The 20,360-nt window shown below is 69.9% G+C and carries 10 protein-coding genes; 6 read left to right on the top strand and 4 right to left on the bottom strand.

The window, feature by feature from the left end; all coding sequences use genetic code 11:
- The first annotated feature begins 314 nt into the window (after positions 1-314).
- Entirely contained in the window at positions 315-2,798 is a 2,484-nt protein-coding gene (locus ACVTJA_RS50975; protein ID WP_465832000.1) for a serine/threonine protein kinase, read from the top strand.
- A gap of 51 nt (positions 2,799-2,849) precedes the next feature.
- Here ACVTJA_RS50975 and ACVTJA_RS50970 read toward each other — a convergent pair whose 3' ends face one another.
- The gene (locus ACVTJA_RS50970; protein ID WP_465831998.1) at positions 2,850-3,644 is read right to left on the bottom strand and encodes a hypothetical protein; all 795 of its coding nucleotides are present in this window, start codon (positions 3,642-3,644) and stop codon (positions 2,850-2,852) included.
- Positions 3,645-4,093: 449 nt separating this feature from the next.
- On the opposite strand from ACVTJA_RS50970, the gene ACVTJA_RS50965 reads away from it, so the two are divergent.
- Together ACVTJA_RS50965 and ACVTJA_RS50960 are read left to right on the top strand one after the other, a co-directional pair.
- Positions 4,094-8,347, top strand: coding sequence for a two-component regulator propeller domain-containing protein (locus tag ACVTJA_RS50965; protein ID WP_465831996.1), 4,254 nt, complete (start codon positions 4,094-4,096; stop codon positions 8,345-8,347).
- A gap of 78 nt (positions 8,348-8,425) precedes the next feature.
- On the top strand, positions 8,426-9,754 hold the full coding sequence (locus ACVTJA_RS50960) for a S41 family peptidase (RefSeq protein ID WP_465831995.1): 1,329 nt from the start codon (positions 8,426-8,428) through the stop codon (positions 9,752-9,754).
- Between the two features lie 12 nt (positions 9,755-9,766).
- On the opposite strand, the gene ACVTJA_RS50955 is transcribed toward ACVTJA_RS50960, so the two are convergent.
- Entirely contained in the window at positions 9,767-10,741 is a 975-nt protein-coding gene (locus ACVTJA_RS50955) for a PDR/VanB family oxidoreductase (protein ID WP_465831994.1), read from the bottom strand.
- Positions 10,742-11,180: 439 nt separating this feature from the next.
- Here ACVTJA_RS50955 and ACVTJA_RS50950 point away from each other — a divergent pair, with 439 nt between their 5' ends.
- The 3 genes from ACVTJA_RS50950 to ACVTJA_RS50940 all read left to right on the top strand — a co-directional run bounded on the left by ACVTJA_RS50950 (position 11,181) and on the right by ACVTJA_RS50940 (position 13,712).
- A complete protein-coding gene (locus ACVTJA_RS50950) occupies positions 11,181-11,828 on the top strand; it encodes a hemerythrin domain-containing protein (protein ID WP_465831992.1) in 648 nt (215 codons plus the stop codon).
- A 359-nt stretch (positions 11,829-12,187) separates the two neighbouring features.
- Positions 12,188-12,949 carry an SIMPL domain-containing protein gene (locus tag ACVTJA_RS50945; protein ID WP_465831990.1) on the top strand — a complete coding sequence of 254 codons (762 nt, stop codon included), beginning with the start codon at positions 12,188-12,190 and terminating at the stop codon, positions 12,947-12,949.
- 187 nt (positions 12,950-13,136) lie between these two features.
- A complete protein-coding gene (locus ACVTJA_RS50940) occupies positions 13,137-13,712 on the top strand; it encodes a hypothetical protein (protein ID WP_465831989.1) in 576 nt (191 codons plus the stop codon).
- Positions 13,713-13,723: 11 nt separating this feature from the next.
- Here ACVTJA_RS50940 and ACVTJA_RS50935 read toward each other — a convergent pair whose 3' ends face one another.
- Both ACVTJA_RS50935 and ACVTJA_RS50930 read right to left on the bottom strand, forming a co-directional pair.
- Positions 13,724-17,278, bottom strand: coding sequence for a putative Ig domain-containing protein (locus tag ACVTJA_RS50935; protein WP_465831987.1), 3,555 nt, complete (start codon positions 17,276-17,278; stop codon positions 13,724-13,726).
- A gap of 181 nt (positions 17,279-17,459) precedes the next feature.
- Positions 17,460-20,288 carry a lamin tail domain-containing protein gene (locus ACVTJA_RS50930; RefSeq protein ID WP_465831986.1) on the bottom strand — a complete coding sequence of 943 codons (2,829 nt, stop codon included), beginning with the start codon at positions 20,286-20,288 and terminating at the stop codon, positions 17,460-17,462.
- Between the last annotated feature and the right edge of the window lie 72 nt (positions 20,289-20,360).

The following is a 20,360-nucleotide window of genomic DNA, read 5'->3' as shown; positions in this document are numbered from 1 at the left end:
GGAGGTTCACATCCCGTGTGTTGGGGGTCGGAACCGCTGCTCCGGACCCTGACGCCCCCCGGACCGGGCTCTACGGTCCCGTGTGCCGTCCGCCCACCCTGACCGACGGGTGGCCTCGGACTGACTCGTGGAACCTCTCAACGCACCGGAGCCGGGGGCGTACTGGCGTTTTCACGGACAGTCATGCCGAATGGGTCTGACACCCTCCCCGGGGAACGGGGTTTCCGTTCAACACGTTGGAGGTGTCCATCCAGTGGAAGTCCCACGCCTGCTTGATTCGTCCGGGGCCGGGTGCTTCGCTGCCGGGAGAGGCCATGAGCACCGCACCTACAGAGTCCCCCCGTTTCCTCGGGCGCTATGAGCTCGTCCACCCCCTGGGCCAGGGCGGCATGGGCGAGGTCTTCCTGGCGAAAATCAGCGGCGCGGCCGGCTTCGAGAAGCCGTGCATCGTCAAGACGATTCTTCCAGCGCTGCTGAAGGACCGGCAGTTCCTGGACCGCTTCCACCACGAGGCCAAGGTGCTGGTGCACCTCGTCCACTCGTCGATTGCCCAGGTGTACGACATGGGCGAGGCGGACGGCACCTACTTCATGGCGCTGGAGTACGTGGCCGGCGTGGATCTGGCGTACCTGCTGGAGCAGGCGCGGGCGCAGGGCGTGGCGGTGCCGGTGCCGGTGGCGCTCTTCATCGGCCAGCGCATGGCGGAGGGCCTGGGCTACGCACACCGCAAGGTGGGGACTGACGGCACGCCGCTGGGCATCGTCCACCGCGACGTGTCCCCGCACAACGTCATGGTGTCGTACGAGGGCGAGGTGAAGGTCATCGACTTCGGCCTCGCCAAGTCCGCGGCGCGCAGCAAGTACACGCTGCCGTCCACGGTGATGGGGAAGCTGGGGTACATGTCCCCGGAGCAGGTGCGCGCGGAGCCACTGGACCACCGCAGCGACATCTATTCGTCCGGCGTCGTGGTGTGGGAGATGCTCGCCGGCCGCTCGCTGATTCCCCATGGGACGGTGGGGGAGATGATGGCGGCCATGTCCCAGCCGGTGGTGCCCTCGCTGCACGAGGTGCGGCCGGAGGTGGACGCCGCGCTGGAGGCCGTGGTGCGGCGCGCGCTGGAGGCGAAGCCGGACGCGCGCTACTCGCGCTCGGATGAGTGGGCCCGCGCGCTCAACGGCGAATTGGTCCGCACGGGCGCGGCGGTGGGCGCGGAGGAGGTGGGCCACTTCGTCCGCGCGCTGTGCCCGGAGGCCTTCGCCGCGCAGCGAAAGCTCGTCTCCAAGGTGAGCTCGTCCTCCGGACACCACCGGACGCCGACGCCCACTCCGACGCCCGCGCCGGGCACGGGGACGGGCATGTACGGCACCGGTCCGCAGGCGTTGGAGCCGGGCGTCTCCGGCTCCGAGCCCACGATGTTGCGCGCCACGGGCGACAGCCAGCCGCCCACGCGCCACCCGGGAGGCGTGGCCCGGCCGGACGCCGTCTACGCGGATGGCGATGACGTGGACAACGGCGCCACCTCGCTGCGCCAGTCGCCCGGCACCGGCATGGCGCTCGTGCGCGTGGACAGCGGGAGCCCGCCCCAGGCCGTGCGCAAGCCGTCGCGCCCGGTGCCCTCGGTGGTGGTGGATGATGACGGCGCCGCGCAGGCGTCGCTGGAGGAGCACGCGGCCCGCAAGCGGCCGATGGGGCTCTACGCCGCCATCGCCGTGCTGCTGGTGATTGCCACCGCCGCCATCACCGCGCTGTTCGTCCGCCAGCCGGTGGCTCCGGCGCCGGTGGCCGTGGCGCAGCCTCCGGCGAAGGAGTCGGGCACGCCCGAGAAGGGGCCCGAGGCGGCCGGAAGCACGGGCACGGCGCCCGCGACGGGGACCTCTACGGGCACGAAGGCTCCAGCCACGGGGACCGCGTCCGCGACGGGAACGCAGGACCCTGCGTCCGCGACAGGGACTCCGTCCACGGGAACGGTGGCGGCCGTGGGGCAGGGGACTCCGGAGGCGGAAGCCGTGCCGTCCTCGGCGAGCGCCGCCGGCAGCGAGACACCTGGCAGGACGGAGCCCGTGGAGCCCGCGACGCCGGACAAGCCCTCGACGTCCACGGCGACGGCGAAGGCGCCCGGGAAGAAGAAGGGCTCCACCACCGCCACCGCCCCGGCGCAGACTCCGGCCCCCGCGCCGAAGGTCCGCTACGTGTCTCCCTCGACGGTGCTCGAGTTGCGTGAGGAGAGCGGGCGCTACTTCGTGGAGCGGGGCTGGGCCGTGGGGCTCTTCGATGGCGCGGAAGTGATGGTCGTGGGGCCGGCGAAGAACGGCCAGCGGCCGGTGGTGGGCATGGCGCGCGTGCAATCAGGCGGCCGGGGCATGCGCAAGCTCAAGAAGACGTTCCTCGAGCTGGACGACGACGCCCTCGCGTCCACCAGCACCCTCTTCGTGGCCGTGCCCGACGCAAAGGCCAGCGCGCCCGGGGAGCGAGACACGGAGGGCGCCACCGAGGAGTCTGTCCCCGAGGCGCCCACGAAGCCCAGGAAGGAGACCCTGTCCGCCGATGTGTCGCCGCAGACGGGCGTGGCGCGCATCGCGAAGCCCGGCATCAACGTCCGCAACCTGGGCGTCACGCCCTGGACCGAGTGCACGGTGGTGAAGAACGGGCGCTATGCCGCGTGGCTCGGCAGGGTGGAGGCCAACGAGGAGAAGTACGTCAACGAGAGCCGGTTCAAGCTGAACACGGCCTACGACGTGGGCTCCGCCAACGTGGGCATCTATTGCAACGAAGGCGAAGTCATCCTGCCGCTGAAGTAGCCGGGCTCTTCGCGATGCAACGGCCGGCCCGGGGCTTCCGGGCCGCGCCGCTCACTCGTTCAGCCGGTCCAGGGCCACGGGGCAGTCGGCCGCGAGTGTCTTCAGCTCCGCGTCTCCGCCGCGCGCGCCGCGCACCACCCGGTCCAACGAGCGCCGGCACTCCCACGTCGACTCGCGCGAGCCGTGGCAGCAGTGCCAGCCCGTCAACGTCTTCCCCAGGTACTTCAGCGTCTCCGCCTTCGTCGGCGTGATGAGCAGCCACACGGCGCCGGCCAGCACTCCCAGCCATGGGAGCTGCATCGCCACGCCCTTCAGCCTCGGGCCCGCGCCCGGAGCCACCGGCTCGGCGTGCACGCCCAGCCTCGCGTCCAGCGGGCGACGGGAGAGCACCACCAGCAGCAGCAGCTCCGGCGGCGTGGTGACGGCCCGCGCCAGTCCCAGGGGGAGGCCCGGCGCCACCTCGCCGCGCACCAGCCGCACGCCGGCCACCTGACGCCACAGCGTCCTCCCGGTGAGCCCACCCACCGCGGATGCGACGAGCCACGCCAGCGCCACCGCGAGCAGCAGGGCCCCCGGCGTGCGCTCCACCTCGAGGAAGCGCAGCGCGGCCCAGCCCACCAGCGCGGCCGTCGCCACGTCCAGCAGGTCCGCCACCCAGAGATGCCACTGGTACCGGGACTCGGGTGTCACCGAGTCCATCGAGAACAACGTCCCGTTGCCCATCCACCCTCTTTTCGGGGCGGGCAGCATAGACCGGCTCTCGCCGCCGGGTGGCGCGGACATGCCCACGTGATGGGCGGGGAACACCTCCTCCTGGCGGATGACGGCGCGCGCGAGCGTGTTCACCTTCCCGCCCTCCCCGGTGGAGTCCCTCTTTGCCTACGCGTGAAGCCAGGCGAGTCGGCGGGCGCCGGGTGGCCTGGGTGGTTCGACCGGGGGACATGCCTCGTGTCGCCTTCTCGCAGTGGCGTCAGAGGGGGACGGCTCTCATCTTCAGCCCTGCGCGATGCGGCGAGACCTCCACCACCACCGGGGTCTCGTGCCAGGACGCGCGATTGCCATGGCCAGAAGGGCGCCGGGGAGGCCCCTGGCGCGGCAGGAGGTGCCGGGGAGGTCCCGGCACCGAGGGCGGTGGCGGGCGAGGCGGCAGCGGCGGGGGCGGTGGGAGGCTGTACCGGGGATGGAGGTGGGGTCCCCCGCCGCTGCCGCCAAGGCTGCACCACTCAACGTTACACCCTGGGTGAGAAGCTCCCGGTTTGGTCTCCCGGCCGGTTCTGCCGGACACTGGGGCCCTCATGGGCATTCCGGGGTACAGGCACCACGCCATGTGGCGTGGGCTCATCGGCTTCTTCTTCCTCGCGGGGCTGGTCCTCGCGACGCCGGGCATGGCCCTGGACCCCGAGCGACGCGTCTCGCAGCTCAGCCAGGACTCGTGGCGCAGCGACGACGGGCTGCCGCAGAACAGCCTGCTGTCGCTGGCGCAGACGCGCGACGGCTACGTGTGGCTCGGCACGTGGGAAGGCCTGGTGCGCTTCGACGGCGCGCGCTTCGTCGTCTTCGACAAGCGCAACACGCCGGAGCTGCGCAACCACACCATCAAGGCGCTCGCGGAGGACCCGACGGGCACGCTGTGGGTGGGCACCGAGCAGGGCCTCGTCGTGTACCACGACGGCCGCTTCGAGCGCGCTCCGGGTGCCGCCGCGCCGCTGGACGGCGTGAAGGTGGAGGAGCTCCTCGTGGGCGAGGGCGTGCTATGGGTGGGCACGTCCGTCGGCCTGTGGCAGGTGCCGCTGGGAGACGGAGCGGCGCGCCAGTACACGGTGGAGCAGGGACTGCCGGCCTCGTATGTCACCGCGCTGACGCAGGGCGAGGGCGGCACGCTGTGGGTGGGCACCAAGCAGGGGCTGGCGCGCATGGTGGGCGGCGAGGTGGAGGCCAGCACCTTCGCCATTCCGGCGCCCCGGCCGCGGCCGGAGGTGACGGCGCTGGGCCGTGACTCGGCGGGCGTGCTGTGGGTGGGGACGACGGCGGGGCTCGTCTCGTGGAACGGGACGGTGGCCCAGCGCTACACCTCCGACGACGGGCTGCCGGCCACCTTCATCACGTCGCTGTACACGGACACGCACGGCACGCTCTGGGTGGGCACTCGGCGCGGCGGCCTGGTGCGGCACACGGCGGAGGGCTTCAGCTCGCCCGTGCCCGGCACCGGCCTGGTGGAGGCGGAGGTGCTGTCCCTCCTGGAGGACCGGGACGGGCACCTGTGGGTGGGCACGTATTCGGGACTGTTCCGCCTGCGCGACGGGCCCTTCTCCACGTACGGCATGGCGGAAGGGCTGGACATGGAGGGCGTGGTCAGCGCCGTCCTGGAGGACAGGCACGGCACCCTGTGGATTGGCACCGTGGGCGCCGGCCTGTACCGCCTGGAGAACGGCCTCTACCACCACGTGAGCGCGGAGGAGGGGCTGACGGAGAAGGTCATCCCCGCCGTGCACGAGGCCGCGGACGGCACGCTCTGGGTGGGCACCATGAGCGGGCTGTACCGGTATGACGGCAAGCGCTTCACGAAGCTGCCGCGCGAGCAGGGCGGACCGCAGGAGGTGGTGACGGCCATCCTGCAGGACTCGCGGGGCGACCTCTGGGTGGGGACGCAGTCGGTGGTGCTGCGCATCCACGAGGGCGACGTGACGTCGTACGGCCCCAAGCAGGGCTTCACGCACCCGGCCATCGTCATCACCGAGGACTCGCAGGGGCGGGTGTGGTTCGGCACGGAGACGGGGCTGCTGCGCTGGGAGGGCGAGAAGAAGGGCTTCCGCCACTACACGCAGAAGGACGGGCTGCCCGGGGATCTGGTCCTCTCGCTGCTGGCGGACGAGGACGGCACGCTGTGGGTGGGGACGGAGACGGGGCTGGGGCGCTGGCGCGACGAGGAGTGGGCGCGCTTCACCGTGCAGCAGGGGCTGTACGACGACGCGGTGTTCAGCCTGGTGCCGGACGCGGACGGGCACCTGTGGATGAGCAGCAACAAGGGCGTGTCCCGCGTGTCGCGGCGCGAATTGGAGGAGGTCGCGGACGGGAAGCGCCCGAAGGTGACGTCGCTGGACTTCGACCAGCGCGACGGCATGCGCAGCGCGGAGTGCAACGGCAACACGCAGCCGTCGGGCTGGAGGACGAAGGACGGGCGGCTGTGGTTCGCCAACCTGAGCGGCGCGATTGTGGTGGACCCGGTGCGGGTGCACGCGAGCCGCCACCCGCCCGAGGTGCGGATTGAAGAGGTGCGGGTGCAGGGCAGGCCGGTGCCGGTGGAGGGGCGGGTGGAGCTGCCGCCGGGAGGCTCTCGGCTGGAGATTCGCTTCACGGCCTTCTCGTCGGTGGACGCGGCGCGGCTGCCCTTCCGCTACCGGCTGCGCGGGCACGACGACGGCTGGGTGAGCGCGGAAGTGCGGATGGCCACGTACACGGGGCTGCGTCCGGGGCGCTACCGCTTCGAGGTGCAGGCGGCGGGACGTGACGGCGCCTGGTCCGAGCCGGTGGTGCTGGACGTGGTGCTGGAGCCGAGGCTGTGGCAACGCACGGGCTTCTGGCTGTTGTGCGTGCTGGGCACGGTGCTGGTGGGCGTGAGCGTGTACCTCTTGCGCGTGGGGCAGTTGAAGGCGCGCGAGCGGTGGCTGGCGGAGCGGGTGCAGGACCGGACGCGGGCGCTGGCGCGGGCGAATGAGGAGTTGGAAGCGCACATGCGGACGCTGCGGCAGACGCAGGCGCAGCTCGTGCAGGCGGGGAGGATGGCGGCGGTGGGGCAGCTCGCGGCGGGGGTGGGGCACGAAATCAACAACCCGCTGGCGTACATCGTGTCGAACCTGGAGCACGCGAGTGAAGAGGCGGATGCGCTCGCGCGCGAGCTGGGCGAGGTGCGGGGCGCGGGCCCGAGGTTGCGCGAGGTGAGCCAGTCGCTGCGCGAGGCGTTGCACGGCGCGGACCGGGTGCGGCGAATCGTGCGGGACTTGAAGACCTTCTCGCGGCCGGACGACGAGAAGCAGGGCCCGGTGGAGCTGCACGCGGTGCTGGACTCGGCGGTGAAGATTGCGATGGCCGAGCTGCGCCCGCGCGCGAGGTTGGTGAAGGACTACGGCGACGTGCCGAGGGTGGAGGCCAACGAGGCGCGGCTGGCGCAGGTGTTCCTGAACCTGCTCATCAACGCGGCGCAGGCGCTGCCGGAGGGGAAGGCGGAGGAGAACGAGGTCCGGCTCGTCACGAAGCTGGCGCCGAACGGGATGGTGATTGCGGAGGTGCGCGACACGGGCATCGGCATCGCGCCGGAGGCGCTGGGGCGCATCTTCGACCCGTTCTACACGACGAAGCCGCCGGGAGTGGGCACGGGGCTGGGGCTGTCGCTGTGCCACGCGTACGTGTCGGCGATGGGCGGCACCATCTCCGTGGAGAGCGAGCCCGGCAAGGGCGCGGTGTTCCGCGTGATGCTGCGGCGAGCGCCTCCCGAGTCCGTGGTTGCGCAGGCGCCCAGAGCGGCGCGCGAGTCCGGGTCGATGCCGGCCGTGCAGTTGCCGCGAGCCGCAAGGGAGTCCGGGACGATGCCGGCGGTGCAGTCGCCGCGAGCCGCAAGGGAGTCCGGGACGATGCCGGCGGTGCAGGTGTCGCGCGAAGCGCGTGAACCGGGAGCACCGTCAGCAGTGCAGGTGTCTCGCGACGCGCGTGAGGCAGGGGCGATGCAGCCCGCGCAGGTGCATGGCGCTGCGGTGGAGTCGAGGTCGGTGCCAACTGCGCAGCAGCAAGGCACCGCGATGGAGTCGAAGTCCACGCCTGCCACGCAGGGCGCCGCGCGTGAGTTCTCACAGACGCCGGGGCGTCAGGAGCCAGGCTTGACACACGAGTCGCAGTCGGTGCCTGCCTCGCAGGGCTGGACCTCCACGCGTGAATCGCGGTCGATGCCCGCGGTGCAGGACCCGGGCACGGATGCCGCAGCCACGGCGGCACGGTCCACGGACGGCGTGTCTCCCGCCGCGAGAGCTCTCCATGGAGCGGCAAGCACGCTGCAGCCAGACGCGTTGGCTCCCACTCAAGAGCCGCGCAAGGACGCGCCACCGGATTCCATCTCCAGCCTCGGCACTCCGGCTCTCGGAGAGAACCCCGTGCCCGAGCGAGGCCGCGTGCTCGTGGTGGACGACGACTCGCTGGTGAGCGGAGCCATCCGCCGCACGCTCTCGCGAGAGAACGACGTCGAGGTGCTGGTGAGCGCGAAGCAGGCGCTGGCGCAGTTGACCGGGCCGGAGCTGCGCTACGACGTGGTGCTCTGCGACCTGATGATGCCGGAGATGACGGGCATGGACCTGTTCGACGCGCTGCTGCGTCAGGCCCCGCACGTCGCCGAGCGGGTGATTTTCATCACTGGAGGCGCCTTCACGTCGGCCGCGCGCACCTTCCTGGAACGGGTGGAGAACCCGCGCGTGGAGAAGCCCTTCGACCCCGAGGCCCTGCGCAAGCTCATCCGCGCCGAGGTAGCCCGCGTCCGCCGCGAGGCCTCCGGGCGGGCTGCGTAACGCAGTCGTTACGCAACGAAGTAACACTTGTGAGCGCCACCGGTGTTCAGGCGGCAACCTGCGCCTGAAGAGGACCGGATGAGCCGACTGTCGAGGGGGCTGTCACTGGCGTTGTTCCTGGCGGTAGCCGCATGTGGAGATGACGACGAGAGCCGTCCGCCGCTGGGAGGAGCGCTGGAGGGAAGCTGGGTGACGGAAGGCTACGGCTACACCCTGCGCTTCGACGGAGACGAGGTGGAGCTCTACGAGCTCACCACCGTGAGCTGCCTGCCCCTGTCCGACGATGACGTGGAGGAGGACGGCACTTCGCCCGGGCTCGGGCTGCGCTTCTCGCGGGACGGAGAGCGCCTCGTCATCGAGAACGGGCAGACGCTGCACATCACCGCGCTGCACGCCGGCTTCCCCGAGGTCTGCACCCGGGCGAAGCCGCCGAAGAAGGACCCCGAGGTGAACTTCGAGGTCTTCTGGCACACCTTCGCGGAGCAGTACGCCCTCTTCGACCTCTACGGAGTCGACTGGCAGTCCCGCTACGAGATTTTCCGCCCGCGCGTCACCGCCACCACGACGGACGATGAGCTCTTCACCCTCTTGTCCGAGCTGCTGGAGCCACTGAAGGACGGCCACGTCAGCCTCGAAGCCGGTGAGCGCTTCTTCATCCCCAAGCCAGGGCCCGCGTGGCTCGCGACGCACCTCGAAGCGGTGAAGGCGTACGTGCGAGCCCACTACCTCAGTGGCTCGGGTGTCACGCTGACGGCGAAGGAGCGCGTGGCGTACCAGTCGCTCGACGCGCGCGTCGGGTACATCTTCCTCGCGGGCATGGCCGGCTTCACGGGCGACGGGACGGACGAAGCCGCGGACGTGGAGGTCGCGGGCCGCGCCATCGACGAGGCGCTCGCGGCACTGGGGGACAAGGAAGCCCTCATCATCGACCTGCGCTTCAACGGCGGAGGCTACGACGCAGCCTCACTGGCCATCGCGAGCCGCTTCACGGACCGGGAGCAGTTGGCCTTCACCAAGAAGGCCCGGGTGGGAGACCGTTACATGCCGTCCCGCGAGTTCCGCTTCGCCCCGGCGGGAGCCCGTCGCTTCACGAAGCCCGTGTACCTGCTTACGAGCAACCTCACGGCCAGCGCGGCGGAAATCTTCGTCATGGCCATGAGCGCGCTCCCGCACGTCACCGTGGTGGGAGAGCGCACGGACGGAGCGCACTCGGACGTGCTCAGCCGGCAGCTTCCGAATGGCTGGTCCTTCGGCCTGTCGAACGAGCTGTACACCGCGCCGGACGGCCACGTGTACGAGAAGGTTGGCCTGCCGCCGGACGTGGAGCTGTCCCTCGACGCGCCGGCGCTCGCCGAGGGCACGGACCACATCCTCCAGGAGGCACGTCGGCTCGCGAGTGGTGGCTGAGCGCGGACGCGGTTACAGGTCCAGCACCAGCCGCTTGGAGCGCGCGCGAGACACGCAGACGAGCATGCGCTTGTCGCCCGCGGGCTCCTGCTGGAAGAACGTGTCGCGGTGCTCGGGCTGGCCCTCGCAGACGCGGGTGAGGCAGGTGCCGCACGAGCCGGCCTCGCAGTCGCTCTGCACGCGCACGCCGTTGCGGCGCAGCACGTTGAGCACGGACTGGCCGGCGGGCACATTGAGCACCTGGCCGGTGCTGCGGATGGACACCTCGAAGTCGGAGTCCTCCTGGCCCGAGGCCGCACCGGAGCCCTCGGCGGTGAACGACTCGAAGTGCACCTTCTCCCAGGGCCAGCGGTGGTGCGTGGCCGCGTCGCGCACGGCCTTCATCAAACCCGAGGGGCCGCAGCAGTAGAGCCGAGCCCCCGGCGCGCGCGTGGCCAGCAGCGTCTTCACGTCCAGGCCCTTCGACGGGTCTCCGCCGTCGAAGTAGAGGCGCACGCGCTCGGCGAAGGGCGCGGCGGAGAGCAGCTCGCGGAAGGCGGTGCGCTCGGGCGTGCGCGCGCAGTAGTGCAGCACATAGTTCGCCCCGGTGCGCTCGAGCATCCGCACCATGGAGAGCATCGGGGTGATACCGATGCCGCCCGCCACCAGCACGTAGCTGCGAGCGAAGAGCAGGGGGAAGTTGTTGGTGGGCGCGCCAATCTCCAGCACGTCGCCCACGTGGACGCGCTCGTGCATGGCGCGCGAGCCACCGCGGCCCCTGGCGTCCCGCTGCACGCCGATGACGTAGCGGTGCGTTTCGTCCGGGTCGTTGCAGAGGGAGTACGAGCGCACGAAGTCGCCCGGGCCCGGCACGCGCACCTGCACGTGGGCACCGGCCTCGAAGGAGGGCAGCGCGCCGCCGTCCTCGGCGACCAGCTCGTACGACAGGATGTCCTCGGCCTCGCGAGCAATGCCCGCGACCCTCACCCGCAGGGTGTCATTCACCACGGTGTTTCCCCTTCCCCTTGCTCGCCACCGGCAGGACGCCGTCACCCGGACACTGGGTGGCCCGGACATTGGGCAGCGAACGTGCGAGCGGTGATTGCACCGGGGTACAGGGTGTTCGTTCGCTTCCGGGCGATGCAACGCATTGAAGAGGCGTGAAACGGGCCGGAAACCCCGCAGCCCCTGCAAGCCGGAGCGGAGCACGACGTGCCGCCGTGACACCGCCGCCGCCCGGAGGGGCACGCGACTGACACCGGGGGACGGTGGGCGCTCTCACGCGGACGCCCGGCTGCCTGCCGTGCATGCGGATTACCGGGCCATTCCCACGCCACCCCGGCATGCGGGAGCGGTCATCCCCACCATGGAGAACGTGCCGCGCTGCGCCAGGAGCCCTGTCTCGGGGAAGGGGGAGGCGTGGCCTCATGACTTCAAGGAGGTGTCCATGGATGCCATCGCGTTGCTGAAGGCGGACCACAAGACGGTGGAGCAGCTCTTCCGGAAGTACGAGAAGGCGGGCTCCAATGCCCACAAGCTGAAGCGGAAGCTGGTGGACCAGATGGTGCACGAGCTGTCCGTGCACGCCTCCATCGAGGAGCAGGTCTTCTATCCGGCGGTGCGTGCGCGCGCGGAGGAGCTGGGAGGCACCGTGCTCAACTCGCTGGAGGAGCACCACGTGGTGAAGCTGGTGCTCGCGGAGTTGGACACGATGCCGCCGGAGGCGGAGCGCTTCGACGCGAAGGTGCACGTGTTGATGGACACCGTGCGCGCGCACGTGTTGGTGGAGGAGAGCGAGCTCTTCCCGGTGGTGAAGAAGGCCTTCCGCCCGCAGGAATTGCGGACGATGGCGGACGTGCTGGAGATGGCGAAGAAGGCGGCGCCCACGCGGCCGCACCCGCTGGCGCCGGACACGCCGCCGGCCAACCTGGTGGCGGGCGCGGTGTCGGCGGTGATGGACATCGGCCGGGACGCGCTGCGCGCCGCACGCCGCAAGGCCACGACGAAGGTGCGCGAGGTGGCGGGCTTCCGCCCGAGCCCGAAGCAGGAATCCCGCCCGACGTACGAGTCGGCCGGCGACGCGGCGAGCCCGTGAGCCACGCCTGAGCCGCGCGCCACGGGGTGGCGGTTCCAGCTCGTGGCGCGCCCGCGTACGGGTGGAAGGGGCCGCCTCGTGTCGCGGGCATGCACATGTGGAGGACGAGGCACGCGCCATGACCTGGGAATACCGGCTCGTGGCGCGCGCGTGAGACACGCACCACGTGCCGGGAGTTCCACTCCATGGCGAGCATGCGCAAGTGGATGTGTGGGACACGCGCCATGGGCCGGCGGTTCCACCGGGTCGTGCGCATGGAAATGCGCGGGCACCGTGAATGCCGCGCGGCGCCGTGCCGTCCTGTGGGGTGAGGACGCCGCAACACGACTCCCCACCACTGGACCGCCCGAGGAGGCGCCATGCTGTACACCCGACCTGTCCGCTCCCTTTTTCTCACCGCGCTGCTGCTCACCGGTCTCTCGGCCTCCGCGCAGCCCGACGCCGTGCCCCAGCCGCGCCCGCCCGTGGACCCCTCGGTGCGGACGATTCGCGTGGAGGGCACGGGCGAAGTGAAGGCCCAACCGGATGAGGCCTTCATCGACCTCGCGGTGGACACGGTGGCGCCGAACGCGAAGGCGGCGGGCGAGCAGAACGCGAAGCGGATGGAGAAGGTGATTGCGGCGCTGACGTCCGCGGGAATCGCGAAGCGTGACATCCAGACGCGCAACTACGCGGTGTATCCGGAGTACGCGCCGCCCGCGCCCAACGAGCAGGAGCCGAAGCTGCGAGGCTACCGCGTGAGCAACGTGGTCAGCGTGCACGTGACGGAGTTGTCGCGCGTGGGCAGCCTGCTGGACCAGGCGCTCGCCGCGGGAGCGAACCGGGTGGACCAGGTGCGCTTCGGGCTGAGCCGCCAGGACGCGGTGCAGGGCGAGGCGCTGCGGCAGGCCGTGTCGCGCGCTCGCAAGTCGGCCGAGGTGCTGGCGGCAGCGCTGAACGTGAAGCTGGGCGCGGTGCTGGATGCGAACACGGTGACGGAGCCCCCGGTGCTGTACCCGGCGCGCATGGCGATGGCGGAGATGGCTGCGGACAGCCGCGCGGCCACGACGCCCATCCAGCCGGAGGAGCAGACGGTGCAGGCGAAGGTGACGCTCATCTTCGCCATCGAGCCCCTGAAGTAGTCACGGGCGGGGAACACCCGGGCGAAGCGGAGCCCCGCCGCTCGCCTGCCCTCCCTGGAGTCCGGGAGGCAGGAGCACCTGGGTTCTCGGCTGCCTGAACCGTTCGCATGTTGATGGGGGAGAGGGACGCCCGGGTGTCACGACCCGGACCCTCGGAGTTCTCTCACGAGCGGGAGGGCACGAGACGATGGGCGGCAGACGCGGCTGGACGTTCGTGGCGCTCGCGGTGTGCGGCCTGTGGCTGGGCAGCTGCCGGGACCGGGTCGGCGAGACGACCGAGCCCTCGGCGAGCGAGCGCGAGGGACGCTCCGAGGTACTGCAGGGGCTGCTGTCCTCGAAGGAGCGGGCCCCAGAGGGCCTGAAGGGGCCCTCGGAGCTGGTGCCGCAGCCAGTGCCGTCCGGCCCCCAGCCCCAGTCCGGACAGGGAGGCTCGGGCCGTCCCGAGGTGGAGATGAGCGTCTCGGGGCAGGTGTCGTGGGTGGGAGACAACGAGCTCCTCGTCCGCGACGCGCAGGGCACGGAGCACGACTTCGAGGTGAACCACGACACGCGCCTGTTGAGAGGCAATGACGCCGTGTCGCTGATTGCGATGCACCCGGGCAATTACGTCCGCGTGAGCTACAGCGCCGGCCCGGGAGGTCTCGTGGCGCACCAGGTGGAGACGCTGCCCGCTCCCGAGTCACCCGCCACGCCCGAGCAGGACACGGCACAGCAAGAGGACGGCGGAGGGGCGAGCACGGGAGAGACGCCGCCCCCGCGCTGAAGCTCGCTGCGTCAGTACGCGCCGCCATCCACGCGCCGGCCCGCGGAGGAGCCGAGGCTCGGATTGAGCGCGGTATGGCGCACGAAGCCCGCGTCCGGCACGCCGTCCGGTGCCCGATTGATGGACACGTTATCGAGGGTGTCGGTGTAGCCCGCCAGGTCCACGACGCCGCCGTCGGGAGCGCGGAGGCTGGCGGTGTCACCGTCATTGTTGAGGCCAAGCTGTCCCGTGGAAGCGGCCTGCGTGTTGGGGGCGCCCGCGGGGAAGGCTCGTGGACCGCCATACACGACGAAGGCGCGGCCCGGAGCCAGAGACGTCCCCGAGGGGAACACGTGCCGCACCACGGCCGAGTCCCACAGGCTCCAGCCGGACAGGTCCGCGTTGGAGGCGCCGGCGTTGAGCACCTCGATGAACTCGTAATGCGGGTCGCCCACGCCGCCGTCGATGGAGGGCTCGTTGGCGAGGACTTCGTTGATGAACAGCACGGGCTCGGACGGAGTCGAGCCGCCGCCACCAAGGTCATACCGGCTGATGACGGGGTAGTGGTCGCTGACGACGTTGACGTAGTCGGGAATCCAGACATCGGGGCGCAGCACGCGGACGGTGCCGGACAGGTAGTCCGCGGCCATCTCGTTGGTGGCGAGCGTGTGGTCGATGGCGTCGCGGTACTCGACGGTGGTGCGCTCGCCTGCGAGCGACAGCGGCTGGGTGATGAAGGTGTAGTGGGACGAGTCGAGCACGAAGGGCTCGAAGGGGCTGGTGAGGTAGCTGCCATCGACGCGGGTGATGGAGCGGTCGATGTCATCGTTCCAGTCGCCGATGACGAGCACGCGGTCCGTGGGCAGGAGGGTGTCGAGGTAGCTCTTGAGCGCGACTCCGGCGCGCTGACGCTGCCCGTAGGAGACCTCGTCATCGAACGCCTTCATATGGAGGACGATGACGGTGAGGGGCACGTCGGTGCCGTTGACGCGGGTGGTGAAGTCCACGCGCATGGGAGGCCGACCCCCGAAGTCGGCGGCCTGCGAGGTGAGGATGAGCTGGCCGGAGTGGTACGTGAGGGAGCTGTTGTAGAGGATGCCGGGCTTCTGCTCACCGGCGCTGTACCAGGAGGAGCCGCCGGGGACATAGGACACGTCATTGGCGAGGAAGCCGCTGTACCCGGGAAGCTGCGCCTTGAGCGTGGCGAAGTCCGCGGAGTCCACCATCTCCACGAGTCCCCACAGGTTGACGCCCGCGTCGCCGAGGACATCGCGCGCGTAGGCCACCTGCAGGTCGTCGCTGACGCCGCCGTCGGAGGTGGAGTTCGGAGGCCCCTGGTTGGGAGCGCCGAACCACTCGAGGTTCCAGTGGCCCACGGTGAGCATGGAGCTCGTGCCGCGAACGGTGAGCGACAGCGAGCGCGAGCCCGTGAACCCGTCGACATCCTTCACGGTGACGGTGAAGCTCGAGGTGCCGCTCGACGTGGGCGTGCCGGAGAGGACGCCCAGGGAGGACAGCGACAGTCCTGCGGGCAGCGAGCCGTCGTAGCTCCAGCTCAGCGGTGCGCGGCCATTGGAGGCGGTGAGCGTGGTGCTGTAGGGCTGGCCTCGGACGGCATCCGGCAGTGAGGTCGTCGTGACCGACGGAGAAAGGTAGACGGTCAGCGTGAAGGTGCGCTCCGCGAAGCGGCCGTTGGTGTCGGTGACGCGAGCGGTGAACGTCGAGCTGCCACTGCTGGGGACGCCGCTGAGGTCTCCCGACGAGGACAGACCGAGCCCGACCGGAAGCGAGCCGGAGGAGATGCTCCAGGTGCGCGTCCCCTTGCCGCCGGAGGCGGAGAGCGTTGCGAAGTAGGACGTGCCCGTGTGGCCATCCTGGAGCGAGCTCGTGGTGACGGATGGAAGCAGGTACGTGGTGAGCGAGAAGTCACGCGAGCCCGTGCGTCCATTGACGTCGGAGACGCGGACCTGGCCCGAGGTGGTGCCCGCGGAGCCGGGAGTGCCTTGGAGCTTGCCGTTGCTGGCGAGCGTCAGCCACGCGGGCAGGGGGCTCGCCGTGGAGTAGGTGTATGGAGGCTTCCCATCGGAGACGACATACGTGGCGCTGAAGGGCTCGGAGGCATAGCCCTCGAGCTGGAGCGGCGGGCCCGAGAGGGACGGAGGCCGGTACACGGTGAGGGACAGCAGGCGCAGGGAGGTTCGGCCGCCGCCATCGGTGACGCGGAAGGTGACGGAGAAGGTGCCGGTGTTCGTGGCGGGAGTCCCGGTGATGGCGCCAGTGCTCGACGTGAGTGCGAGCCCCTGGGGAAGGGCGCCTGAGTCGATGGACCAGGAGTAGGGCGGAGCTCCGCCGGAGGGCTGGAGGCCAGCGGTGTACACGCTGCCCACGTACCCGTCCGCGAGCGAGCTGGTGGCCACGGTGGGAGGCGCGTAGACGGTGAGCGATACCTCGCGCGTATCCGTTGCGTCGAGCGAGTCGGTGACGCGGACGGTGAACGAGGTGGTGCCGGTGGTGGACGCCGTACCCTCGATGGCGCCAGAAGAAAGGAGTCGCAGCCCCGAGGGCAGCGAGCCCTGCGTGAGTACCCAGTTGTACGGAGGCTCTCCACCTGCGGCGGTGAGGCCCTTCGTATAGGGCGCATCGGTGTACGCGCCGGGCAGGGTGGTGGGGGTGACGGTGAGGACGCCGCGAACGGTGAGCTGGAAGGAGGCGGAGGCCGTGCGGTCGTTGGCGTCCTGAACCTCGACGGTGAAGAACGCGGTGCCCGGAGCGGTGGGCGTGCCGGAGATGGAACTCCCCTCCAGCCGGAGCCCTTCTGGGAGCGAGCCCGAGGCGATGCGGAAGGATAGCGGAGCCCGGCCGCCGCTGGCGTTCAGGGATGCGGAGTAGGGAGCGCCGACGACGCCGAGGTCGAGCGAAGCACTGGAGATGGAGGGTGGCGCGAAGACAGACAGCGTGAAGTCGCGCTGTGCGGAGAGGCCGGAGGCGTCCTGGACGCTGAGGGTGACGGTGAAGGTACCGGCCCCTACAGGAGTGCCCGCGAAGTGGCCATTCGAGCCCAGCCGAACACCTGAAGGCAACGAGCCTCCCGCGATGACCCAGACATACGGTGACGTGCCGCCGGAGGCGGTGAGCGCAGCTGTGTACTCACTGCCGAGATACGCATCCGGAAGGGACGTCGTGGTGATGTCAAAGCCAGCGCTGACGACCTCGATGCCAAGCCCTCTCCGAGCGGTCTGACCGGTGGAGTCACGGACCTCGATGGTGAATGAAGCGGTGCCCGGAGCGGAGGGAGTGCCCGTGATTTCTCCCGAGCCGGAGAGCGTCAGCCCGGAAGGCAAGGTGCCCTGGACGAGCTGCCACGAGTACGCGGGCGAACCGCCGGAAGCGGTGAGGGACGCACGGTAGGGCTTGGAGACAGTGGCCGCTGGGAGCGCGTCGGTGGTGAGCGTGAGGGACGAACCGCCACCGTCACGAGCGTCGGAACCGGCGTCCGCGAGAGGCACGAGCGGCTCGACAGGCTTGGAGCCCGGACACGCGGTGAGCAGCGATGCGAGCAGCAGCGACAGGACGCGGGACAGCCGCATGGAGACTCCGGCCCGCGATACGGCCGGGGCGCTGAAGAAAAGGGCCTCACTGTAACGTGTTGCATGAATACAGGCCCAGGGGTCCCCGCTCACCCGTGGAAAAGAAAAGGGCCGCGGCTCTCGAAGAGCCGCGGCCCGGATGTCTCAGCCGTGGGAACTAAGTTCCGCGGCCTGGTGATGACTACGGCGACCCGGTGCCCGGCGTGGAGGGCAGGAACGCGAAGTCGTAGTCGTTGTTGTTGGTGTCGCTACCGTTCGGGATGCGCTGGAGCGAACCGGCTACCGAGTTCGAGTCAGACGTCGACGTGCGGGTGCCCTCCACGAAGGTGAGCTGCTTATCCCCATCCCCGGTTGCAATGGTGAACACCGCGTTCTGGGTACCCGGCTCGTAGAAGACGGCATCAATAAGCGTACCCGGGGTGTTTTGCAGCAGGCCAATGCCATCACCATTGCCGTTCTGGATGATGTCCTGCTGCGGCGTACTGCCAGTCGTGGCAATGGTGAGGCGCAAGACCCCCGCAGGCAGGGAGTTGCTGGTGAAGAAGCTCGCCGGAGCCGCAATGAGATAACCGCCCGGGGGCAGCGAAGTCGTGACCGTGCCAGTGGCATCCGTTGCGGCGCTCAGCGGGAATCGCAGGTACTCACGACGCGGATTGGCTGTCTCACCGCCATTCACGAGCAGCAGAATGACGTCGGAGAGGTCGGCCGCTGCACCGCCCCGGTTATAGATCTCGATGAACTCAGCTGTATCCGTGCCCACCGTGTCGTAATCCACCTCATTGATGACGAGCGCGGCGCCAGAAGGCGGAGGCGTCACGCCGAAGAACTTCGCGCTGTTGGCCGTACTGCTGATGGGCTTGCCAGCGAGATCCGTTACCTCTCCCGAAACCGTCACGGTGTACTCGGTACTCGCGGTCTGCTCGGAGGTGGTGAGCGTCACCTGATAGCCGCTCACCGTGGCTTCAGTGATGGTGAGCGTATTGATGGTGAAGTCGGACGCCTGCACCGACGCAGCGGCAATCTTGCGGTCGAAGGTGAGCCGGACCTGCGTGGTGCTCAGCGCACGGGCCTGCGTGAGCTTCGGAGCAGGGCAGTTCGGAACGGTGAACTGAGCCGGGTCGAAGACGGACACCTGAGTCTGGGTCGTGAAGCGCCAGACCGCACCCACCTGCACCGCGACGGTGCACGTATCGACGAGGTCGCGATCCGTAGCAAGGGCCGTCGGCACGCGGAGCCGCAGGTTGTTGCTGGGCGTCTGCGTGCCCGTGGTCTTGAGCTGATAGGCCGTAAAGCCGGCGCCACCACTCCCCATGGCGCTGACCGTGCCGCTGACGGCGACAAGCTCGTTTTCGAGATCAACAGACCGGCTGGTGGCGAAATCCAGACCCGAGATGTCGACCTTCAAGCCCGCCGGATCGAGCGCCTGGACCGGATGGCCCTTGCTGATAGGGGTGAAGCCCGTGATGGCGCTTGCAATCCGCTGCTGGTTGTTCGTCGCGGGGTCAGCCTTGCTGGTGACGGTGAAGCTCACCCGGTCACCCACGGCGACCGCATTGTTATCAATCACGAAGAGCGCGGGGCCAGCGGACTCGGCCTGGACGAAGTAGCCAGCAGGCTCGGTGCTGCCTGCGACCGTGGGCTTGATGAAGGTGACGAACGCGCCGGTGATGGGCAGGTTGACAGTGCCCGCAGCGGCATCCAGAACCGCCTGAATCTGAGTGCTGGTCTGCGCAGGGGTCGTGGGAACGCCCGAGTTCTCACAGGTGTTCGAGGCGTTGCACACCTGGGTCAGCGAGCAGTTCGCGTTGCTGAGGCACTGCACGCAGGCCGTGCGGTTGTTGCAGATCGGCTTGGTCGCATCGACGGAAGCGCAGTTGGCATCCGTCACGCACACCTCGCACACGCCGCGGCCGTTGTTGGCCGTGGTGTCGCAGAAGTCGCGGTCGCTGTTCGGCTCGTCCTTACACTGCGTGTCTGAAGAGCAGCCGCAGAAGTTGTTGTTGCAGGACGGCTTGGTCGCGTCGCAGAGGTCCGCGCTGCCGGTGGTGCACTCGACACAGACGGTCGGCTGGGTGTCCGTGCGGCAGACCGGGGTCTCAGGGGCGCACGAGGTGTTGTCCGCGCATCCCTCGCAAGCGGTGCCCGTCGCGTTGCAGGTCTGGCTGCCCTGGCAGCCGACAGTGGACGTGCAGACCTTGCACTCACCTACGCCATTGGCTGCGGCGGTGTCGCAGATGTTCGTGGGAGAGCTGCAGCCCTGGTCCTGGCCCGAGCCCTGGGCCGAATCGAGGCACACCTTGCACTGGCCGGCGCCACCGTTCGCGGCGGTGTCGCAGATGTTCGTGGGAGAGCTGCAGCCCTGGTCCTGGCCCGAGCCCTGTGCCGAATCGAGGCACGCCTTGCACTGGCCGGCGCCACCGTTCGCGGCGGTGTCGCAGATGTTGGTGGGGGAAGCGCAGCCCTGGTCCTGGCCAGAGCCCTGCGCCGTGTCGAGGCACGCCTTGCACTGGCCGGCGCCACCGCTCGCGGCGGTGTCGCAGATGGGGGCCGTGGCCTCGCAGCCCGTTGCCGGGCCCGTGCCCGTACCCGCGAGGCACACCACGCACTTGTCATTCGCCGTGTCGCAGACCGGGGCCGCGGCGGTGCAGCCCTGGTCCTGGCCCGAGCCCGTGGCGGTGTCGGTGCACGCCTTCACGCCCGCGTCGGTGCCCGCATCCGTACCGGCATCCGTGCCCGCGTCGGTGCCCGCATCCGTACCGGCATCCGTGCCCGCGTCGGTACCCGCATCCGTACCGGCATCCGTGCCCGCGTCAGTACCGGCATCCGTCCCTGGCTGGTTGATGGCGCGCTGCTCGCACTTGCCATCATTGCAGGTCCACTCGTTGCCCTGGTCGGGCTGACCGTTGTCGTTGCGACAGTCGAATTGGTCTACGCACTCATCGCCACAGCCCGTGCCCACCGTGACCAACACGGCAGTCAGTAGAGCCGGAAGCCAGTTCCGCCTCAGCATGCGTTCCCCTCCATGGAAACAGGTTCTGGCCCCCCTTACACCCGAACCCACGGGGGGTCCATCCGGCGGCCC

The organism is Pyxidicoccus sp. M6 (genome assembly GCF_055568925.1).
Note: the sequence above shows the minus strand (reverse complement) of the source record. Positions and strands in the feature narration are given on the sequence as shown.

Excerpts from the sequence above, each read along its gene's own strand:
- ACVTJA_RS50975 (WP_465832000.1), top strand. The coding sequence starts at position 315 with ATGAGCACCGCACCTACAGAGTCCCCCCGTTTCCTCGGGCGCTATGAG.
- ACVTJA_RS50965 (WP_465831996.1), top strand. The coding sequence starts at position 4,094 with ATGGGCATTCCGGGGTACAGGCACCACGCCATGTGGCGTGGGCTCATC.
- ACVTJA_RS50960 (WP_465831995.1), top strand. The coding sequence starts at position 8,426 with ATGAGCCGACTGTCGAGGGGGCTGTCACTGGCGTTGTTCCTGGCGGTA.
- ACVTJA_RS50950 (WP_465831992.1), top strand. The coding sequence starts at position 11,181 with ATGGATGCCATCGCGTTGCTGAAGGCGGACCACAAGACGGTGGAGCAG.
- ACVTJA_RS50945 (WP_465831990.1), top strand. The coding sequence starts at position 12,188 with ATGCTGTACACCCGACCTGTCCGCTCCCTTTTTCTCACCGCGCTGCTG.
- ACVTJA_RS50940 (WP_465831989.1), top strand. The coding sequence starts at position 13,137 with ATGGGCGGCAGACGCGGCTGGACGTTCGTGGCGCTCGCGGTGTGCGGC.
- ACVTJA_RS50935 (WP_465831987.1), bottom strand. The coding sequence starts at position 17,278 with ATGCGGCTGTCCCGCGTCCTGTCGCTGCTGCTCGCATCGCTGCTCACC.
- ACVTJA_RS50930 (WP_465831986.1), bottom strand. The coding sequence starts at position 20,288 with ATGCTGAGGCGGAACTGGCTTCCGGCTCTACTGACTGCCGTGTTGGTC.